The sequence below is a fragment of the Bradyrhizobium sp. 132 genome (assembly GCF_023074185.1).
Classification (GTDB): Bacteria; Pseudomonadota; Alphaproteobacteria; order Rhizobiales; family Xanthobacteraceae; genus Bradyrhizobium.
This window is the reverse complement of sequence record NZ_JADPKY010000109.1, coordinates 24,658-42,309: the sequence shown is the minus strand read 5'-3', so window position 1 is coordinate 42,309 and position 17,652 is coordinate 24,658. Positions and strand designations below refer to the sequence as shown.

The window sequence follows — 17,652 nt, the reverse complement described above, 5'->3', positions numbered from 1 at the left end:
TCCCGGGAGAGCACGGCATAAGCCGTAAAGCCACTGCGCAGGGAAGGCCGAGTGATTTGGCTACACCTGTATGCTGCTGTGCGGTTTCCTTGCGCTACACTTTCGCGCAGCGGACCGCGGGTGCCAGCCGGCACCCGGCCTTCCCTGCGCCCTCCTGGACAAGAGGGTGGAGCGACGAAGCAAAGCTCGGGCGAAATGCGCCGCGAGGATGCGAAGGTGTGTCTGCAATTGAAATGGATGTTGGAGAATTGCGGCGCGGCCCCTTGCTCCGTCATTCCGAGCGCAGCGAAGCGACGCAATCTTTCCGCCGAGGGATTCTGGATTGCTTCGCTGCGCTCGGAATGACGAGAGAGAGCTGGCGGCACCCTTCGCTCTCGTGCCCCGGACGCCGCGCAGCGCCTTGCGGTGCGCTGCAGAGCCGGGGCCCATGCTGCAGAGAATTCGCGGCTTCTGGGTCCCGGCTCCGCGCCGCAACGCAACGCTAAGAGGCGTTGCAGCTTGTCCGGGACATGAGAGTGAGCACCGGGTCCCGACTAAATATTCGGCAATCGTGCTCGCGGCGCCGATGGACTTGCCCGCAGCAATCCGGTTCAATGCGGCCAATTGGTTTTTAGGCGACAATGATGTCGAGATATCTGCTGGTCCTTCTCCTGATCGCCTCGCCGGCCGTGGCGCAGGTCAAGCTGACCCCAAAAACCTCAGCGGCGCATCCGGACCCCTGCGCGCCGATCGGGCGTACCGCGGACGGCAAACTGGTCTACTCGATGAAATGCGAGAATCTGCCGGTGCCGCCCCCGCCACCGCAGGCGGAACTGAGGGAGGCGCCGCAGCCTGCCGCCGAGCCGGAGCCGGAGACGCGGCGGAGCGGCGTTTTCGGCTGGTCCTACGACCGCAGGTGATGCGTCCTCGCCCCTTGCGCGAAGCGCGATGGAATGCTTTTTGCCCAAGAGTTCCCCGTGAGAGTATCCCGGGGGGCCACCGCCCCGATCCAGAGAGATGAGATGAGCAAACTCGTTATCCGCGCCGGCGACTTCACCTTCGATGCCCGTTTCGAGGAGCAGCTGGCGCCCAAAACTGTCGCCGCGTTCCGCAAGGCGCTGCCGTTCGAAAGCCACATCATCCATGTGCGCTGGAGCGGCGAGGGCGTGTGGATGCCGCTCGGCGACCTCGATTTCGGGGTCGGCTACGAGAACCACACCAGCTATCCCGCGCCCGGCCAGATCATCCTCTATCCCGGCGGCATCAGCGAGACCGAGATCCTGATGGCCTATGGCGGCGTGAGCTTCGCAAGCAAGATGGGCCAGCTCGCCGGCAATCATTTCATCACGCTGACCTCTGGCCTGGAGAATCTGGCAACGCTTGGCAAGAGCGTGCTGTGGAAGGGCGCTCTGCCGATCCGCTTCGAGGAAGTCTGAGTGACTGACGCCCGCTACCCGCGCGATCTCCGCGGTTACGGCCGCAACCCGCCGCACCCGCAATGGCCTGGCAATGCGCGGGTCGCGGTGCAGTTCGTCGTCAATTTCGAAGAGGGCGGCGAGAACAGCATCCTGCACGGCGACCGCGCTTCGGAAGCCTTTTTGTCCGACGTGCTCGGCGCGCAGCCTTGGCCCGGCCAGCGCCACGCCAATATCGAATCGATGTTCGAATATGGCTCGCGCGCCGGCTTCTGGCGGCTGTGGCGGATGTTCAGTGAGCGCAAATGGCCGACCACCGTGTTCGGAGTCGCTACCGCGCTGAAGCGTAATCCGGAAATCGTAGCTGCCATGAAGGAGGCGGGCTGGGACATCGCCAGCCACAGCCTGAAGTGGATCGAGCACAAGGACATGACCGAGGCGCAGGAGCGCGCGGAGATTGCGGAAGCGATCCGCGTCCACACCGAGGCGACTGGATCGCGGCCGCTCGGCTGGTACACCGGGCGCTCCTCGAACAACACCAACCGTCTGTTGATGGAGGAGGGCGGCTTCCTCTATCTCTGCGACTCCTACGCCGACGATCTGCCCTATTGGGTCAAGGGCGCGAGCGGCAAGCAACTCGTCATTCCCTATACGCTTGACGCCAACGATATGCGGTTCATCAACCCGCAGGGCTTTGCCGAAGGCGTGCAGTTCTTCACCTATCTGAAGGATGCCTTCGACGTACTCTATGCCGAAGGCGAGAGCGCGCCGAAGATGATGTCGGTCGGCCTGCACTGTCGACTCGCCGGCCGACCCGGCCGTGCCGCGGGGCTGATCCGCTTCCTCGACTACATCGGCAAGCACGAGCGCGTCTGGGTGCCGACGCGGTTGCAGATCGCACAGCATTGGCACGACAAGCACGCGCATCTTGCGGCCGACGCATTTGAGATCGGGTGAGGGGGGCGATGTCGCAGATCTCGCTGTCTGATCTCAATGCGGCCGATGAAGCCAGTTTCGTTGCCGCACTTGCCAACGTCGTCGAATATTCGCCGTGGATCGCCGGGCAACTCGCCGCGAAGCGGCCGTTCGCCGGCATCAACCAGCTGCACGCCACGCTGATGGCGGCGATCCAGAGTGCCGAGCCCGACGTGCAATTGGCGCTGATCCGGGCGCATCCGGACCTCGCCAACAAGACCCAGCGCGCGGCGGGGCTCACGGAGGAATCGACCGACGAGCAGAACAGCGCCGGGCTCGACCGGCTGTCAGAGGCCGAATACGCAGCGTTCGAGCGTGTCAACAACGCCTATCGTGACAAGTTCGGCATTCCCTATATCGTCTGCGTGCGTCGTCACACCAAAGATTCCGTGCTGGCCGACTTCGAGACGCGGTTGCGCAATATCGCCAAGACCGAGACGCGACGTGCGATCGAGGAGATTGGCCGTATCTCGGCGTTGCGGCTCGATCAACTCGTCGCAGCCAATGACAAGCTTAGGGTCCATGGCCGGCTGTCGACCCATGTATTGGACAATCACGTCGGCAAGCCCGCGCCGGGCATCCCGGTGGAGCTCGTTGAACTCTCCGCGCTCGGCGAGAGCCGCGTGATCGCGCGCACCGTCACCAATGCGGACGGCCGCACCGACCAGCCGCTGATCGGCGGTCGTCCGTTGCCGATCGGCCGCTATGAACTCCGATTCAGCGTGGCCAAATATTACGCCGAGCGCAACGTGCAGCTCGCCGATCCGCCGTTCCTCGACGAGATTCCGCTGCGCTTCGCGATCAGCGAGCCGGAGGGGCACTACCACGTGCCGCTATTGGTCACGCCGTGGAGCTATTCGACCTATCGCGGCAGCTAATTACCGAACTTGTCGCGCAGCGCCGGAAACAGCCGGTCCGGCTTGAAGGGCGGCGCGGTGAAGCGGATGCCGGTGGCATCGGCAATCGCGTTGCCGAGCGCGGCGGCGACCGGATTGTACGGGCTCTCGCTCATCGACTTCGCCCCCAACGGTCCGACCGTGTCGGATGTCTCGGCGAAGAAAACCTCGGTGCGCGGCACGTCGGCAAAGGAGGGCAGGTGGTAGTCGCGGAATTTCGGGTTGGTGACGCGGCCGTCCGCGTCGATCACCATCTCCTCGTAGAGCGCGGCACCGAGCGCCTGCGCGACCCCGCCCTCGACCTGACCGCGGCACTGCATGGGATTGGCGACGACACCGGCATCCGCCGCATGCACGCTCCTGAGAATTTTGAGCTCGCCGGTGCCCTTGTTCACGGCGACGCGAAACCCCTGCACGTTGAAGCCGACCGAACGCGGCGTGCCGCTGGAATTGCCGGTGCCGGCGAAAGGCTGGCCGCGTTCGCGCGCGAGCTTTGCCAATTCCACAAAGGCCATGCGCCGCACGCCCCTGACAACGGCCTCGCTTTCGAGCGTACAGCTCCCGACGTCGCAGAGCCATGCGCCGGCGGCGGCCGTCTTCAGCTCGGTCGCAAGCTGCATGGCTGCCGCATGCGTCGCCTTGCCGGCGACGAACATGCCGGCGCTGCCATAGGCGCCGGTATCGTGGCCACCGTGGGCGGTGTCGGACTGGCGCAGGCGAATCCGGTCGACGGTGGTCGCAAGCGTTGTCGCCGCGATCTGCCGGTGCACGGTGCTGGTGCCGTTGCCGAACTCGGCGGTGCCGACCGTGAGGTCGAAGCCGGCCTCGTCGTTGAGCGCGACCATGGCATCCGCGAGATGGCCGGCCGGGGGCGCCGTGTCGATCATGGTCAGCGCGAGGCCGTCGCCGATCAGCCACTCCGGCGACAGGTCCGGTTGGGGACCATCGGCCCGCATCGCACGCTCGACGAGATCGAGGCACTGGTCGAGCCCGTAGGAGCCATAGAGCACGTCGTGAAATTCCGACGGTGGCGGCGACAGCATGGGATCGCCGGACCTGACGACGTTGCGTCGGCGCATCTCGTAGGGGCTGATGCCGAGCTGCCTTGCCAGTTCGTCGATCGCGGCTTCGGTCGCGATCAGTGTTTGCGGCAAGCCATAACCGCGGAACGCGCCTGCCGGCACCGTATTGGTGTAGACCGCGTAGCCGTCGACCTTCTTGTTCGGGCAATTGTAGACGGCGATGGACTCGGACAGCGAGTGGAACATCACGGGGCCGGCGTGATTGCCGTAGGCGCCGGTGTTGGAGAGCACGTTGAGCTGGAGCGCGGTGAGCCTGCCGTCCGCGTCCGCACCGGCCTTGATGTGGACCCGCATCGGATGTCGCGTCGAGGTCGCGATGAACTGCTCCTCGCGGGTGAGCTCCAGCTTCACCGGCCGCTCGGTCTTGAGCACGGCGAGCGCCAGAATGTCCTCGACGAACATCTCCTGCTTGCCGCCAAAGCCGCCGCCGACGCGCTCGCAGAACACGCGGACCTTGTCGATGGGAAGCTCGAAGATATCGGACAGCGCGCGCCGGGTCAGGAACGGCACCTGCGTCGAGGTGCGAACATTGAGCACGCCCGAAGCATCGAGCCAGGCCAGGCCGCCATGGGTCTCCAATGCGGCATGCTGCACACGGTGACTGTGGAAGGTAGCCTCGTAAGTGACGGCGGACGTCGCGAGCGCAGCTGCGACATCGCCGAATTCGCCATGCGTCTCCGCGGCGAGGTTGCGCCGGGCGTCGGCGACCCGGTTCGCGGTGGTGCGGTCAGGATGAATGACAGGTGCACCCGGCGCCATCGCCTTTTCAGGATCGATCAGCGCAGGCAGAAGCTCGTAATCGACCTTCAGTCGGCGGCAAGCATCCTCGGCGGCGGCTTCGCTGTCTGCGACGACGGCGGCGACCTTCTGGCCGATGAAGCGGACAACATCGTCGAGGATCCGGGTGTCCTCGGGATCCATCCAGTCCCTCTCGTGCCGCGCGGTCGAGATCAGCACCGTAGGCGCATCCTCATGCGTCAGCACCGCGTGCACCCCGGGAATGCTCAGCGCCGCAGACTTGTCGATCGCGACGATCTTCGCGTGGGCGTGCGGTGAACGGAGCAGCTTGATATGCAGCAGGCCGTCAATCTGCGTGTCGAACGTGTAGCGCGCCTTGCCGCGCACGACGTCAGGCCCAGCTGGCGCCGGCAGGCTGCGGCCGAATGCGGCGCCGGGGTCGATGTTCTCATCGACATTGGACTTGCCGAGCAGCGCATCCTCAATCGAACGATAGCCGGTGCAGCGGCAGATATTGCCCTTCAGCGCCACGCCGAGATCGGTGCGCTGCGCCTGGTTGAGCGAGACACAGGTCAGGATCATGCCGGCGGTGCAGAAGCCGCATTGAAAGCCTTGCGCATCGAGGAAGGCCTGCTGCATCGGATGTGCGCCGCTGTCCCCGCCGAGACCTTCGATCGTGGTGACGGCGCGCCCCTCGGCGCGGAAGGCCGGGATCAGGCAGCTATGCACCGGCTCGCCGTCGAGCAGCACGGTGCAGGCGCCGCAATCGCCGGCGTCGCAGCCCTTCTTCACGCCGAAATGGCCGAGCTCGCGCAGGAACGTGCGCAGGCACTGGCCGGCGCGCGGTGCTTGCGAGAACGGTTTGCCGTTGACGTCCAAGCTCATGATGGTGCCGCTCCCAGGAGTTCGTCACGGATCTCTTCGGCAAGCCGTAGTGTCATGTGCTTGCGCCAGAGCGGCTTGCCGTGGATGTCGGTGTGGTAAAGCTCGTCGGCGATGTGTTGCTCGATCGCATCGCGGAGCGCGCTCGCGTTGGGCAGCTTGGGAAAGGACAGCTGGATCGGTCGGACCGTCGATGCGGTGACCGTGAGCTTCAGCGTGCCGTCGGTATCCAGGCTGCCGATCAGAAGCGCCGCCGAGCGGCCGACCGGCGCCAGCGAGATCTGGCGAAAGGCCGCGCGACGCTTCAACGCGGCAATCGGGATATCGATCTGCCGGAGCAGGTCCCCTGTCGCGAGACGATTGCGCTGGTTGCCGGTGACGAATTCGATGACTTGTATCTTCTGTTCGCCTCCGTCTGCCTTCCAGATGGTGCAGACCCCGTCGAGCGCGGCGGTGAGCGAGATCATCGGTCCCGCCGGAAGCGACATGCAGAGATTTCCGCCGACGGTTGCAGTCTTCCAGATTTTGAACGATGCAAGGAAGGCGCGGCAGCACTGGTTGATCAGCGGCGCCGCGAACCAGCCGGGTGGGCAGACGAGTCCATCGAGCTGCGCAACGGTGCACGTGGCGGCGATGCCGAGATGGCTCTCGGTGACGGTCAGTGCCGGCCATTTCAGGTCGGCCAGATCGATGAGCCGAGTGAGGTGGACCTGCGGCTCGGAGAACAGCCAGGTGCCGCCTGCGAGCCAAGCATCACCTGCCGTCCAAATCGGCAGCTGGGCGCGCGTTTGCGGATGGGCCACTGTCGTGATGGTATTCAAATCCATGGCTGCGCCAACGCTTCCGCCCCGTGAATCATGCAACAGAGTCTTGCAAGACCGGAGCCAAGTCGCAACAACAAGTAGCTAGCTGGAAGGCGTTCGGGCGGCTTCCGCATGGGGCGGCCGCCGTCTACGGATGTGAGGAGGAGCGGGATCATGAGCGATGCAAAGCCGATCTGGATCAGGGATCCCCTGGCTATCCTGGCCGACGGGGCCGAGCGCGGGGTCGTGGTGAAGGACGGTCGGATCGTCGAACTCGTGCCGGCCGGCGGTGTACCCGCAACCGCGGATGTTGCGGCGTTCGATGCTGGCGACCACGTCGTGCTGCCGGGACTCATCAACGCCCATCACCATTTTTACCAGACGCTGACACGGGCGCTGCCGGCGGCGATGGACCGCGAGCTGTTTCCCTGGCTCCAGGCGCTCTATCCGGTATGGGCGAAGCTGACGCCGGATGCGCTCGAGCTCGCTGTCACGGTGGCGATGTCGGAGCTTCTGCTCTCCGGCTGCACCACCACGACGGATCATCACTACGTGTTTCCGGCGGGACTCGAAGACGCCGTCGATATCGAAGTCGGAGTCGCAAGACGGCTCGGCGTGCGGGTGCTGCTCACGCGCGGCTCGATGAACCTGTCGCAGCGCGACGGCGGCCTGCCGCCCGATAGCGTCGTGCAGGATGAGGACACCATCCTCGCGGACAGCGCGCGCGTGGTCGCCAGGCACCATCAGCGCGGCGCGGATGCGATGGTGCAGATCGCGCTCGCACCTTGCTCGCCCTTCTCGGTGACGACGTCCCTGATGCGCGCCACCGCCGATCTCGCCGGCAAGCTCGACGTGCGCCTGCACACCCATCTCGCCGAGACCGAGGACGAGAACAAATTCTGCCAGGAGATGTATGGTTGCCGTCCGCTCGATTATCTCGAGCAATGCGGCTGGCTCAATGCGCGGACGTGGCTCGCCCATGGCATCTTCTTCAACGCCGAGGAGATGAAGCGGCTCGGCAAGGCAAAGACGACCATCAGCCATTGCGCGTGCAGCAACCAGATTCTGGCCTCCGGCTGCTGCCCTGTCTGCGAGATGGAGGAGGCCGGCGTCGGCATCGGCATAGGTGTCGACGGCTCGGCCTCGAACGATGGATCGAACCTGATGCAGGAGGTACGGACCGCCTTCCTGCTGCAACGGGCGCGCTACGGGGTGACGAAGGTCAGCCACAAGGATGCGCTCCGCTGGGCTACCAAGGGGTCGGCGGCGTGTGTGGGCCGGCCGGAACTCGGCGAGATCGCGGTCGGCAAGGCTGCCGATCTCGCGTTGTTCAGGCTCGACGAATTGCGCTTCTCCGGCCACGGCGATCCGCTGGCCGCACTGGTGCTGTGCGGGGCGCATCGGACCGACCGGGTGATGGTGGCGGGAAAATGGGCCGTGATCGACGGCGCGATCCCGGGGCTGGACGTCCCTGACCTCATCCGCCGCCACAGTTCGGCGGCGCGGACGATGCAGGCGGGATAATATCCCGGCGAAAATAAAAAGAGGGGGCGACCACAAGTGCCGGGTGCTTCTGGCCACCCCCTCCGAACCTCCTCCGGGAGGAGCAGGTGATTTAGGCAATGCAAGAAGCGTGCTACCTGCCCGGCAGCTTGTCGTCGATGCCCTTGACGTAGAAATTCATGCCGAGGATCTGGCCGTCGTCGAGATTTGCGCCGCCCTTGCACTCGACCGGCTTGCCGTCCTGCCCAACGACCGGGCATTTGAACGGATGCAGCTTGCCCGCGGTGATCGCGGCCTGGGCATCCTCGGCGATCTTCTTCACGTCGTCGGGCATGTTGGTGTAGGGCGCCATCGCGAACATGTGGCTGTCGAGGCCGCCCCAGGTGTCCTCGGATTTCCAGGTGCCGTCGAGTTCTGCCTTGACGCGGGCGATGTAGTAGGGACCCCAGGTGTCGAGGATCGAGGTCAGCTGGGTCTTCGGCCCGAACTTGATCATCTCGGAATCCTGGCCGAAGGCGAGCTTGCCGCGTTCGCTGGCGATCTGCATCGCCGCCGGCGAATCCGTGTGCTGCATGATGACATCGGCGCCCTGGTCGATCAGCGCCTTGGCAGCGTCCGCCTCCTTGCCCGGATCGAACCAGGTGTTGGCCCAGATGATCTTCACCTTGATGTTCGAGTTGATGGTCTGCGCCGCCAGGATCGTCGCATTGATGCCGGAGACGACCTCCGGAATCGGGAACGAGCCGATATAGCCGAGCACGCCGGACTTCGACATCTTGGCCGCGATCAGGCCCTGGATATAGCGGCCCTGGTACCATTTGGCCGAGTAGGTCGACATGTTCGGATTGCGCTTGTATCCGGTAGAGTGCTCGAAATGCACGTTCGGGTATTTCTTCGCGACCTTCAGCGTCGGATCCATATAGCCGAACGACGTCGTGAAGATCAGCTTGTTGCCGGCGCGGACGAGCTGCTCGATGGCCCGCTCGGCGTCGGGACCTTCAGGCACGTTTTCCAGAAAGGTGGTCTCGATCTTGTCGCCGAGCTCCTTCACCAGCGCCTGGCGTGCCAGCTCATGCTGATAGGTCCAGCCGAGGTCTCCGATCGGACCCAAATAGATAAAGCCGACTTTCAGCTTATCGGCGGCGGAGGCTGCACTGACGCTTCCGGCGAGCAAAAGCCCGGCAGCCAGCGCAAGAAGTGATTTCCTCATCATCAATCTCCAAACATCAGGGGAAAGCCACGATCCGCAACGTGCGCGCCCCATCGCGCACGCGGCAGAAATGAAACGCTAGCGGTCAGGCACGAACACGGTGCCGAGTGCGGCCGGCGCGGTCGATCCGCCGGTGCGCGCGCGGGAGAGCAGGACCAGCACGATGACGGTCGCAAGGTAAGGCAGCGCCGACATGAACTGCGAGGGAATGCCGACGCCCCAACCCTGCGCGTGCAGTTGCAGGATCGTCACCGCGCCGAACAGGTAGGCGCCGACCACGAGTCGGCCGGGCCGCCAGGACGAGAACACCACCAGCGCCAGCGCGATCCAGCCGCGGCCTGCAGTCATGCCCGGAATGAAGAAGGGCGTATAGGCGAGCGGCAGATAAGCGCCGGCAAGTCCGGCGCAGGCGCCGCCGAACATCACGGCCAAGGTACGAATGCGCAGCACGGGATAGCCGAGCGCATGCGCGGAGACGTGGTTGTCGCCGCAGGCGCGCAGGATCAAGCCCGGTCGCGTGCGGTACAGGAACCACCAGACGCCGACGACCAGCGCCAGCGAGAAATAGATGAAGGCGTCCTCGCCGAACAGCACGCGGCCGATCAGCGGGATGTCGGTCAAACCGGGGACGTAGAGATGCACTGCCGGCGTGATGCGCTCGCCGACGAAGCCAGCGCCGATCAGGCCGGACAGACCGACGCCGAGGATGGTCAGTGCGAGACCCGTCGCAACCTGGTTGACCGCAAGCCCGAGCGCCATCAGCGCGAAGACCAGCGACATCATCGTGCCGGCGACGATGCCGAACAGCGCGCCAATAAAGATCGAACCGGTCAGCCAGGCGCCGGCAAAGCCGCAGGCGGCGCCGACGATCATCATGCCCTCGACCCCGAGATTGAGCACGCCGGATCGTTCAGTCACGAGCTCGCCGGTCGCCGCGATCAGAAGCGGCGTCGAGGCGGCGAGCACCGCGAGGATGATGGCTTCAACCAGTTCCACGAGCCACCTGTCGGTTCGGGAAAACCAGCTTGAAGCGGTAGAGGATGAGGGAATCGCAGGCGAGCACGTAGAACAGCAGGATGCCCTGGAAAACCTTGGTGACGTCCAACGGAATCTTCATTGTGATCTGTGCCTGCTCGCCGCCGATAAAGGTCAACGCGAGAAAAAGGCCTGCAATTAATATTCCAAGCGGGTTCAATCGGCCGAGGAAGGCAACGATGATCGCGGTAAAACCGTAGCCCGGCGAGATACCGGGCTGGAGATGGCCGACCGGTCCAGCGACCTCGATGATACCGGCGAGGCCCGCGAGCGCGCCGGAGACCGCGAAGGTCAGGATGACCGACTGATTGGAATTGAAGCCGCCGAACCGCGCGGCGCGGGGCGCTGCACCGACCACGCGAATCTCGAATCCCTTGATGGTGCGTCCGAGCAATATGGCCGCCGCCGCGACGACCAACAGCGCGACGATGGAGCCGAGATGCAGCCGGCCGCCTTCGATCAGCAGCGGCACCGTTGCGACCGGATCGAACTCGGCCGTAGTCGGGAAGTTGAAACCGTGCGGATCGCGCCATGGCCCGCGCACGAGATAGTCGAGGACGAGGTCGGCGACATAGACCAGCATCAGGCTGGTCAGGATTTCGCTGGCGCCGAACTTCACCTTGCAGATCGCCGGGATCAGCGCGTAGAGCGCGCCCGCTGCGGCGGCGAGCACAAGCATGACCGGCAGCACCCAGACGCCGGCGTCGGTGCCTTGCGTCTTCACTGCAATCCAGCTTCCGGCGACCGCGCCGATCAGGAATTGCCCTTCGGCGCCGATGTTCCAGGCATTGGCGAGATAGCAGAGCGACAGCCCGATCGCGATCATCACCAGCGGCGTCGCCTTCACCGCGATTTCCTCGAGCGAATAGCTGTCGGTCAAAGGCGCGATGAAATAGGCGTGCAGGGCGAGCAGCGGATTCTTGCCGAGAATCGCGAACAGGATGACCATCGTCACGATCGTGAGGCCGATCGCGATCAGCGGAGAGATCAGTGCGATCGTGTTGGAGCGTTCCGCGCGCTTCTCAAGCACCAACTGCATGCACGGCCTCCTCCGGCTCCAGCGTGCTGCCGCCCATCAACAGCCCGAGTTTTTCGCGGGTCGCCTCGCTGATGGCGAGCGGGGCGGACAGATGGCCGTGGAACATCACGGCGATGCGGTCGGCGATTTCCGCGAGCTCGTCGAGGTCCTGACTGGTGACGAGCACGGCGGCGCCGGCGGTTGCAAGATCAAGCAACGCCTGGCGAATGACGGCGGCAGCGCCGGCGTCGACGCCCCAGGTCGGCTGGCTCACCACCAGCACCGCGGGGTTGCGCAGGATCTCGCGTCCCACGATGAACTTTTGCAGATTGCCGCCGGAGAGGCTCGCGGCTTCCGGATCGCGTTTGGCCTTGCGGACGTCGAACGTCTCGGTCGTGCGATCGACGGTCTTCAGCGTCGCGGCGGTGTCGATGAAGCCGTGATGGACCATACCGCTGGCGGCGTGCCCGGTGAGCAGCGCGTTCTCCGAAAGCTTCATGCGCGGCGCAGTGCCGTGGCCGAGCCGCTCTTCGGGAACGAAAGCCGCGCCGAGCTTGCGGCGCTGCGTGATCGAGAGGTGGCCGGCAGCAAGGCCTTCGATCACGATCGTGCCGGGGTCCCTCGACAAGCGCTCGCCGGACAGTGCAGCGAACAATTCGTCCTGGCCGTTGCCCGCGACTCCGGCAATGCCGAGGATTTCGCCACCCTTCAGCTCGAACGAGATATGCTCGAGCCGCACGCCATGCGCCTCGCCAGGAGCGAGCGTGAGGTCGTTGACGACGAGGCGCGGCACGGTGGTCTGCCGGCCGGCGGCCGCTTTCACTTGCTTGACCTCGCCGCCGACCATCATGCGCGCGAGCGAAGCGGCGGTCTCAAGCCTGGGATTGCACGTCTCGACCTTCTTGCCGCCGCGCAGGATCGTCGCGGTGTCGCACAGGCGCTTCACCTCTTCGAGCTTGTGGCTGATGTAGAGGATGGCGCGGCCTTCGGCCTTGAGCCGCTCCAGCACGATGAAGAGCTGGTCGGCTTCCTGCGGGGTCAGCACCGCGGTGGGTTCGTCCAGGATCAGGAATTGCGGATCCTGCATCAGCGCGCGGACAATCTCGATGCGCTGGCGTTCGCCGACCGACAATTGCCAGACCTCGCGTTTGGGATCGAGCGGCAGACCATAAGTCTTCGACACCTGCTCAAGCCGTGCCGAGATGTCCTTGAAAGACTCTCTCCCATCGAGGCCGAGCGCGACGTTCTCGGCGACGGTGAGATTGTCGAACAGCGAGAAATGCTGGAACACCATGCCGATGCCGCGACTGCGAGCTTCCGAGGGACCGGTCAGCGCGACCGGCTTGCCGTTCCAGAAAATATCGCCGGCGCTGGGCTGGATCAGCCCGTAGATCGCCTTGACCAGCGTCGACTTGCCGGCGCCGTTCTCGCCCAGCAGCGCGTGGATCTCTTTCGGCCAGATATCGATGTCGATGGCATCGTTGGCGAGGAAATCCCCATAGCGCTTGGTAAGCCCGATCGTCCTGAGGAGCGGGGTTTCGCCGGAATGCAGGCCGTTAGTCGTTGGATCCAACATTCGCTGATGCGCTTGCACGGGGTGAAGTGCCTCAATAGTGGGCTAGTTTGAACCGTCGCGTAAGGTGTGAAAAAGCGTCATCCCTTGCTCAACGCTTCGGCAGGCAGGTGGTGTCGGCGAGCCGCTGCTTTCGCCGGGCGACGATCGACCTCAAATGCTTCCCGAACCGCCTTTGCAGTGCCGGCTCGCGTGTGACGCCTGTTGCAAATTTGTGACGGATCAAACCAAATCGGAACCCGCTATGCAGGCTTGACGTGAACCTGAGCAGAGACGCGCCATCACGCGTATGCATTTGCGAACACCGCGACAGTAGCTCCCGGCCATCGTGTCTGCCTTGTCCGCTCGACATGAAAGGCAAGCGAAATCAAATGGGAATATCCGGCAATGGCCGCTCTCGCCTGACCGCGTGTCGGTGAGATTGGCTCTCCAAATCCGCCGGTGAAACGCAGCCTCCTGTGCAAACAAGCGGCATGCCTTGAAACAAGTTGAGGCTTCTCACTCCGGGAGATCGGCGCAAGTGTCGCACCAAGGGACGCTCATTTTTACGTGTCCAAGATTTGGGGGTATTCAGGATGTCGTTTCGTTTCAAGGCAATTGCAGCAGGGGCGCTGTCACTTGCCACGCTCGCTACCGGTGGCCTGGCTCAGGCAGCGGATCTGCCGGTCAAGGCTGCCAAGAAGGCGGCGGACCTCCCGTTCTTCCTGGTGATCGACGACCGCGTCACCTTCTCCTACATTTTCAACGCCTCGCAGCCCGGTGCGTTCACCAACACCAACGGCGTGATCAACGCCAAGACGACGAAGCAGGTCTACTCCTTCACCCACTTCGATGCCTGGGCTTACGGCACCAACTTCTTCACCATCTCGATGTTCAAGTCGGACCACAACGATCCGGCGGCCCCCTGCACCGCCACAGGCGTGATCGTTTCGCCGGCTGCGGGCTTCGCAGCGACGCCGGCGAGCTGTGCCAGCGCGACCGAAATCTATGGCCTTTTCCGCTCGACCTTCGGTTGGAACGAGATCTTCAACACCAAGGCCTTCACGCAAGGACCGCTGCACAACATCTCGTTCGAGGTTGGCATGGATGCCAATACGGAGAACCGGTATTTCGGCGCCGCCAAGCGCGACGTCGTCGCCGGTCTGCAGTTCGCCTTCGACCTTCCCTACAAGGGCTATTTCAACGTCGCGCCGCTGGTGTACTGGGAGTTTGCCAACCACAACTCCTTCTCGCAGTGCGGCGCCGGTTGGTCCGCGCCCTGTATTGTCGACGGCAACACCTCCTTCAAGCCAACCTGGGCGATCGAGACCAATTAACTATATGGACCTCGGCTTCCTGCCGCCGAACATGCAGTATTTCTCGATCAGCGGCCGCGCCGGCTGGTACGGCAAGAAGGGAACGGACACCGAGCCGCTTCCCGCCAGCGTCGCCAACGGCGTCTATCCCACCAAGGTCGAGTTCAACTCCGAGCCGATCCGCCTGACCCTCGATGCCTCGAAGGCAGTCTGGGGTGAGAAGTATTCGCATTTCGTGGACGTCTGGGTCGCCTACCGCTACTGGCAGAACAAGTTCGGCCTCGATCACAACAACGCCGTGGCCTGCACCACCCTGGCCGGCGGGGCAAAGGTGAGCACCGGGTCCTGCACCGAGTCCTCGCTCTACTCCGGTGTCACTGTGAAGTTCTAGCCACCTGACACTCTTCGGCTGAACGACGATGACGCCGCGTCAAACCTCAGCGGCGTCATCTTCGTTTGTGGGATGGACCGGTGGCCGTCAGGCGGCCCTTCGCGAGCGCGGGGCGAGGTCCGCTCCGGGCGCCGCCTACTTCGTCCACACGCCGTCGTGCAGCGCTTCGGCCTCGTCTTCGAGCAGTGGCCCCACAACCTCCGTCGGCCGCTGACCGCTGGCAAAGACCTCGCGGCAGGGCAGGTCGAGTGTCGGGTTCTCCGGATGGTCGCCGGTGATGCCGCGCAGGCGGTGCTCGCTGAGGCCATAGACCACACGGCTGATGCCGACCCAGTAGATCGCGCCGGCGCACATCGCACAGGGCTCTGCGGAGGAGTAGAGCGTGGCCTTCGCCAGCACCTCGCGGCCGAGCGTACGGCAGGCCTGCGTCGCCGCGAGACGCTCGGCATGCGCGGTGCCATCGTGATCCGGCATGTAGCCGTTCTCGGCCTCTATCAGCACCTTGCCGTCGGCATCGACGACGATGCAACCGAAGGGATGGTTGCCATGGGTGAGGGAACGGCGGGCGACCGCAAACGAAAGGCGGAGGAAGTGTTCGTCGCGCTCGGATGCGCCGCTCATCGCTCTTCCCTGGTCAATGCCCCGCCATGTGTCGGCCGACTACGGTGAGATCGGCCTCGCTGGTCCGTGCTTCATACACGAATTCGCCGTGGAACATCACCACCAGCCGGTCGGAGAGTTCCAGCAGTTCGTCGAGATCCTCGCTGACCAGCAGCACAGCGGCGCCGCGATTGCGCGCGGCCATGATCTCGGCATGGATCTGCGCCACCGCGGCGAAGTCGAGCCCGAAACAGGGATTGGCCGCTATCAGTACTTCGACCTTGCTGCCGAGCTCGCGGGCCAGCACGGCGCGCTGGACGTTGCCGCCCGACAGCGCCGAGATCGGCGTCTCCGGCGTGCGGGTCTTGATCTTGTATTGGGCTATCTTCTTCCTGGCGTCGTCGCTAAAGGCGCCGCGGTTAAGCCACCAGCCGCCGCTGGCGAACGGCGCGTGGTCGAACTCGCGAAAAGCGATGTTGTCGGCGACGCTCATGCCGCCAACGCAGGCGTTCTTCAGCGGCTCCTCCGGGAGGAGCGACATCTTGTGGCGGCGCATCTCCTCGCGGCTGGCGCGATAGGGATCGCCGGCGACGCGGATCTCGCCACTCTCGGCTTCGCGCTGCCCGGCCAGCACCTCGACCAGCTGGCGCTGGCCGTTGCCGGAGACGCCGGCGATGCCGACGATCTCGCCGGCACGGACCGTGAGCGAGACGTCGTGCACAGCGATGGCGCCGGCGTCGTCGAGCGCGCGCAGCTCCGCCAGCTCCAGCCTCGCCTTGCCGGCCTCACCGGTGCGCGGCGGCTGTATCGTCAGCTCCTCGGCGCCGATCATGGTGCGCGCCATCGCGTCCGGCGTCAGCTCGGAAAGCTTGCCCGCTCCGGCGAGCTTGCCGCGGCGCAGGATCGTGACGTCGTCGGCGAAGGCCATGACCTCGCGGAACTTGTGCGTGATCATCAGGATGGTCAGCTCGCCCTTGACGACCATGCCGCGGAGCATGCCGAGCACCTCGTCCGCCTCCGCGGGCGTCAGCACTGAGGTCGGCTCGTCCAGGATCAGGAAGCGGCGCTTCAGGTAGAGCTGCTTGAGGATCTCGCATTTTTGGCGCTCGCCGGCAGAGATGGCGGAGACTTTTGCGCCGAGCGGTACCTTGAACGGCATGCGGGCCAGAAAGGCCTCGAGCTCCTTCATTTCCTTCGGCCAGTTTACCACGGTCGGTACGTCGTCGCGCGCCAGCACCAGATTTTCGGCGACCGTCATCGCCGGCACCAGCGTAAAATGCTGGTAGACCATGCCGAGGCCGAGCGCGTGGGCGTCCTTCGGATTGCCGATCGCCTGCTCGCGCCCGCCGACGAGGATGTCGCCCTCGGTGGCGTGATAGTAACCCATGATGCATTTGACCAGGGTCGACTTGCCGGCGCCGTTCTCGCCCAGCAGCGCATGGAACGAACCCGGCCGGACCTTCAGCGCGACATTGTCCAGCGCCAGGAAATCACCGAAGCGCATGGTCATGGCGATCGCGTCGACACCGAAGGCGCCTGACGGCGGTGGCGTTTCGCCGATGATCACGAAATCGCCCCGATGAAGGCGTCTGACGTCGAGACCGCGCCAAACACGCCGCCCTGCATCTTGATCATCTTCAGCGCGTGCTCGTGGTTGCTCCTGTCGGTCGCACCGCAGCAATCGTGCAGCAGCACGCATTCGAAGCCGCGGTCGTTGGCCTCGCGCATGGTGGTGTGAACGCAGACGTCGGTGGTAATCCCTGTCAGCACGATATTCTCGATGCCGCGCACGCGCAGGATCAGCTCCAGGTCGGTGGCGCAGAACGAGCCCTTGCCGGGCTTGTCGATGATGGGTTCTCCGGGGAGGGGCGCGAGCTCCGGGATGATGTCCCAGCCGGGCTCACCGCGTACCAGGATGCGGCCGCACGGGCCGGAATCGCCGATGCCGGCGCCGATCTGGCGCGAGCGCCAGCGCTTGTTGGCGGGAAGATCAGAGAGATCGGGACGATGGCCTTCGCGGGTATGGATGATATGAAAGCCTTGGGCACGCATCGCCGCGAGCAGCTTCTTGATCGGCTCGATCGGCGCCCGCGTCAGTGAGAGATCATAGCCCATCTTGTCGACATAACCGCCGATGCCGCAGAAATCGGTCTGCATGTCGATGATGATGAGCGCGGTGTTCTCGGGGCGAAGATCCCCGTTATAGGGCCAGGCATAGGGCTCGGACTTGATGGTGCGCTCGGGCATGATTTCGCTC

General features: G+C 64.6%; 14 protein-coding genes and 1 pseudogene. 6 read left to right on the top strand and 9 right to left on the bottom strand.

Annotated features, from left to right (window positions below):
• Nucleotides 1–620: 620 nt before the first annotated feature.
• The 4 genes from IVA74_RS23000 (at nucleotide 621) to uraD (ending at nucleotide 3,247) form a co-directional block, all read left to right on the top strand.
• Nucleotides 621–899 carry a hypothetical protein gene (locus IVA74_RS23000; protein WP_247348371.1) on the top strand — a complete coding sequence of 93 codons (279 nt, stop codon included), beginning with the start codon at nucleotides 621–623 and terminating at the stop codon, nucleotides 897–899.
• 102 nt (nucleotides 900–1,001) lie between these two features.
• Entirely contained in the window at nucleotides 1,002–1,415 is a 414-nt protein-coding gene (locus IVA74_RS22995; protein ID WP_247348369.1) for a DUF3830 family protein, read from the top strand.
• Nucleotides 1,416–2,351, top strand: coding sequence for an allantoinase PuuE (gene puuE / locus IVA74_RS22990; protein WP_247348367.1), 936 nt, complete (start codon nucleotides 1,416–1,418; stop codon nucleotides 2,349–2,351).
• 8 nt (nucleotides 2,352–2,359) lie between these two features.
• Nucleotides 2,360–3,247, top strand: coding sequence for a 2-oxo-4-hydroxy-4-carboxy-5-ureidoimidazoline decarboxylase (uraD, locus tag IVA74_RS22985; protein ID WP_247348365.1), 888 nt, complete (start codon nucleotides 2,360–2,362; stop codon nucleotides 3,245–3,247).
• Here the strand turns inward: uraD and IVA74_RS22980 are convergent.
• Both IVA74_RS22980 and IVA74_RS22975 read right to left on the bottom strand, forming a co-directional pair.
• Nucleotides 3,244–5,970: a molybdopterin-dependent oxidoreductase gene (locus IVA74_RS22980; protein ID WP_247348364.1), complete on the bottom strand. Its 2,727-nt coding sequence runs from the start codon at nucleotides 5,968–5,970 to the stop codon at nucleotides 3,244–3,246. The genes uraD and IVA74_RS22980 overlap by 4 nt on opposite strands.
• Nucleotides 5,967–6,794: an FAD binding domain-containing protein gene (locus tag IVA74_RS22975; RefSeq protein WP_247348362.1), complete on the bottom strand. Its 828-nt coding sequence runs from the start codon at nucleotides 6,792–6,794 to the stop codon at nucleotides 5,967–5,969. Before IVA74_RS22975 ends, IVA74_RS22980 begins: the two co-directional genes overlap by 4 nt.
• 150 nt (nucleotides 6,795–6,944) lie before the next feature.
• Between IVA74_RS22975 and IVA74_RS22970 the strand changes: the two genes are divergently transcribed.
• Nucleotides 6,945–8,294: an 8-oxoguanine deaminase gene (locus tag IVA74_RS22970; protein ID WP_247348361.1), complete on the top strand. Its 1,350-nt coding sequence runs from the start codon at nucleotides 6,945–6,947 to the stop codon at nucleotides 8,292–8,294.
• 112 nt (nucleotides 8,295–8,406) lie between these two features.
• On the opposite strand, the gene IVA74_RS22965 is transcribed toward IVA74_RS22970, so the two are convergent.
• The 4 genes from IVA74_RS22965 to IVA74_RS22950 all read right to left on the bottom strand — a co-directional run bounded on the left by IVA74_RS22965 (nucleotide 8,407) and on the right by IVA74_RS22950 (nucleotide 13,112).
• The gene (locus tag IVA74_RS22965) at nucleotides 8,407–9,483 is read right to left on the bottom strand and encodes a BMP family ABC transporter substrate-binding protein (RefSeq protein ID WP_247348359.1); all 1,077 of its coding nucleotides are present in this window, start codon (nucleotides 9,481–9,483) and stop codon (nucleotides 8,407–8,409) included.
• A 78-nt stretch (nucleotides 9,484–9,561) separates the two neighbouring features.
• A complete protein-coding gene (locus tag IVA74_RS22960; protein ID WP_247348357.1) occupies nucleotides 9,562–10,479 on the bottom strand; it encodes an ABC transporter permease in 918 nt (305 codons plus the stop codon).
• Nucleotides 10,466–11,557 (bottom strand): ABC transporter permease, encoded by a 1,092-nt coding sequence (locus IVA74_RS22955; RefSeq protein ID WP_247348354.1) that lies wholly within the window; start codon nucleotides 11,555–11,557, stop codon nucleotides 10,466–10,468. The genes IVA74_RS22960 and IVA74_RS22955 overlap by 14 nt, the downstream gene beginning before the upstream one ends.
• Nucleotides 11,541–13,112 (bottom strand): ABC transporter ATP-binding protein, encoded by a 1,572-nt coding sequence (locus tag IVA74_RS22950; protein WP_247348352.1) that lies wholly within the window; start codon nucleotides 13,110–13,112, stop codon nucleotides 11,541–11,543. Before IVA74_RS22950 ends, IVA74_RS22955 begins: the two co-directional genes overlap by 17 nt.
• Before the next feature lie 572 nt (nucleotides 13,113–13,684).
• Between IVA74_RS22950 and IVA74_RS22945 the strand changes: the two are divergent.
• Nucleotides 13,685–14,795, top strand: a pseudogene (locus tag IVA74_RS22945) (hypothetical protein).
• 135 nt (nucleotides 14,796–14,930) lie between these two features.
• Here the strand turns inward: IVA74_RS22945 and IVA74_RS22940 are convergent.
• From IVA74_RS22940 to IVA74_RS22930, 3 genes are read right to left on the bottom strand one after another with little or no spacing between them, the layout of a single operon-like run.
• The gene (locus IVA74_RS22940) at nucleotides 14,931–15,416 is read right to left on the bottom strand and encodes a nucleoside deaminase (RefSeq protein WP_247348349.1); all 486 of its coding nucleotides are present in this window, start codon (nucleotides 15,414–15,416) and stop codon (nucleotides 14,931–14,933) included.
• A 13-nt stretch (nucleotides 15,417–15,429) separates the two neighbouring features.
• Nucleotides 15,430–16,962 (bottom strand): ABC transporter ATP-binding protein, encoded by a 1,533-nt coding sequence (locus tag IVA74_RS22935; RefSeq protein ID WP_247348347.1) that lies wholly within the window; start codon nucleotides 16,960–16,962, stop codon nucleotides 15,430–15,432.
• On the bottom strand, nucleotides 16,959–17,642 hold the full coding sequence (locus IVA74_RS22930) for an isochorismatase family cysteine hydrolase (RefSeq protein ID WP_247348345.1): 684 nt from the start codon (nucleotides 17,640–17,642) through the stop codon (nucleotides 16,959–16,961). The genes IVA74_RS22935 and IVA74_RS22930 overlap by 4 nt, the downstream gene beginning before the upstream one ends.
• Nucleotides 17,643–17,652 lie beyond the last annotated feature (10 nt).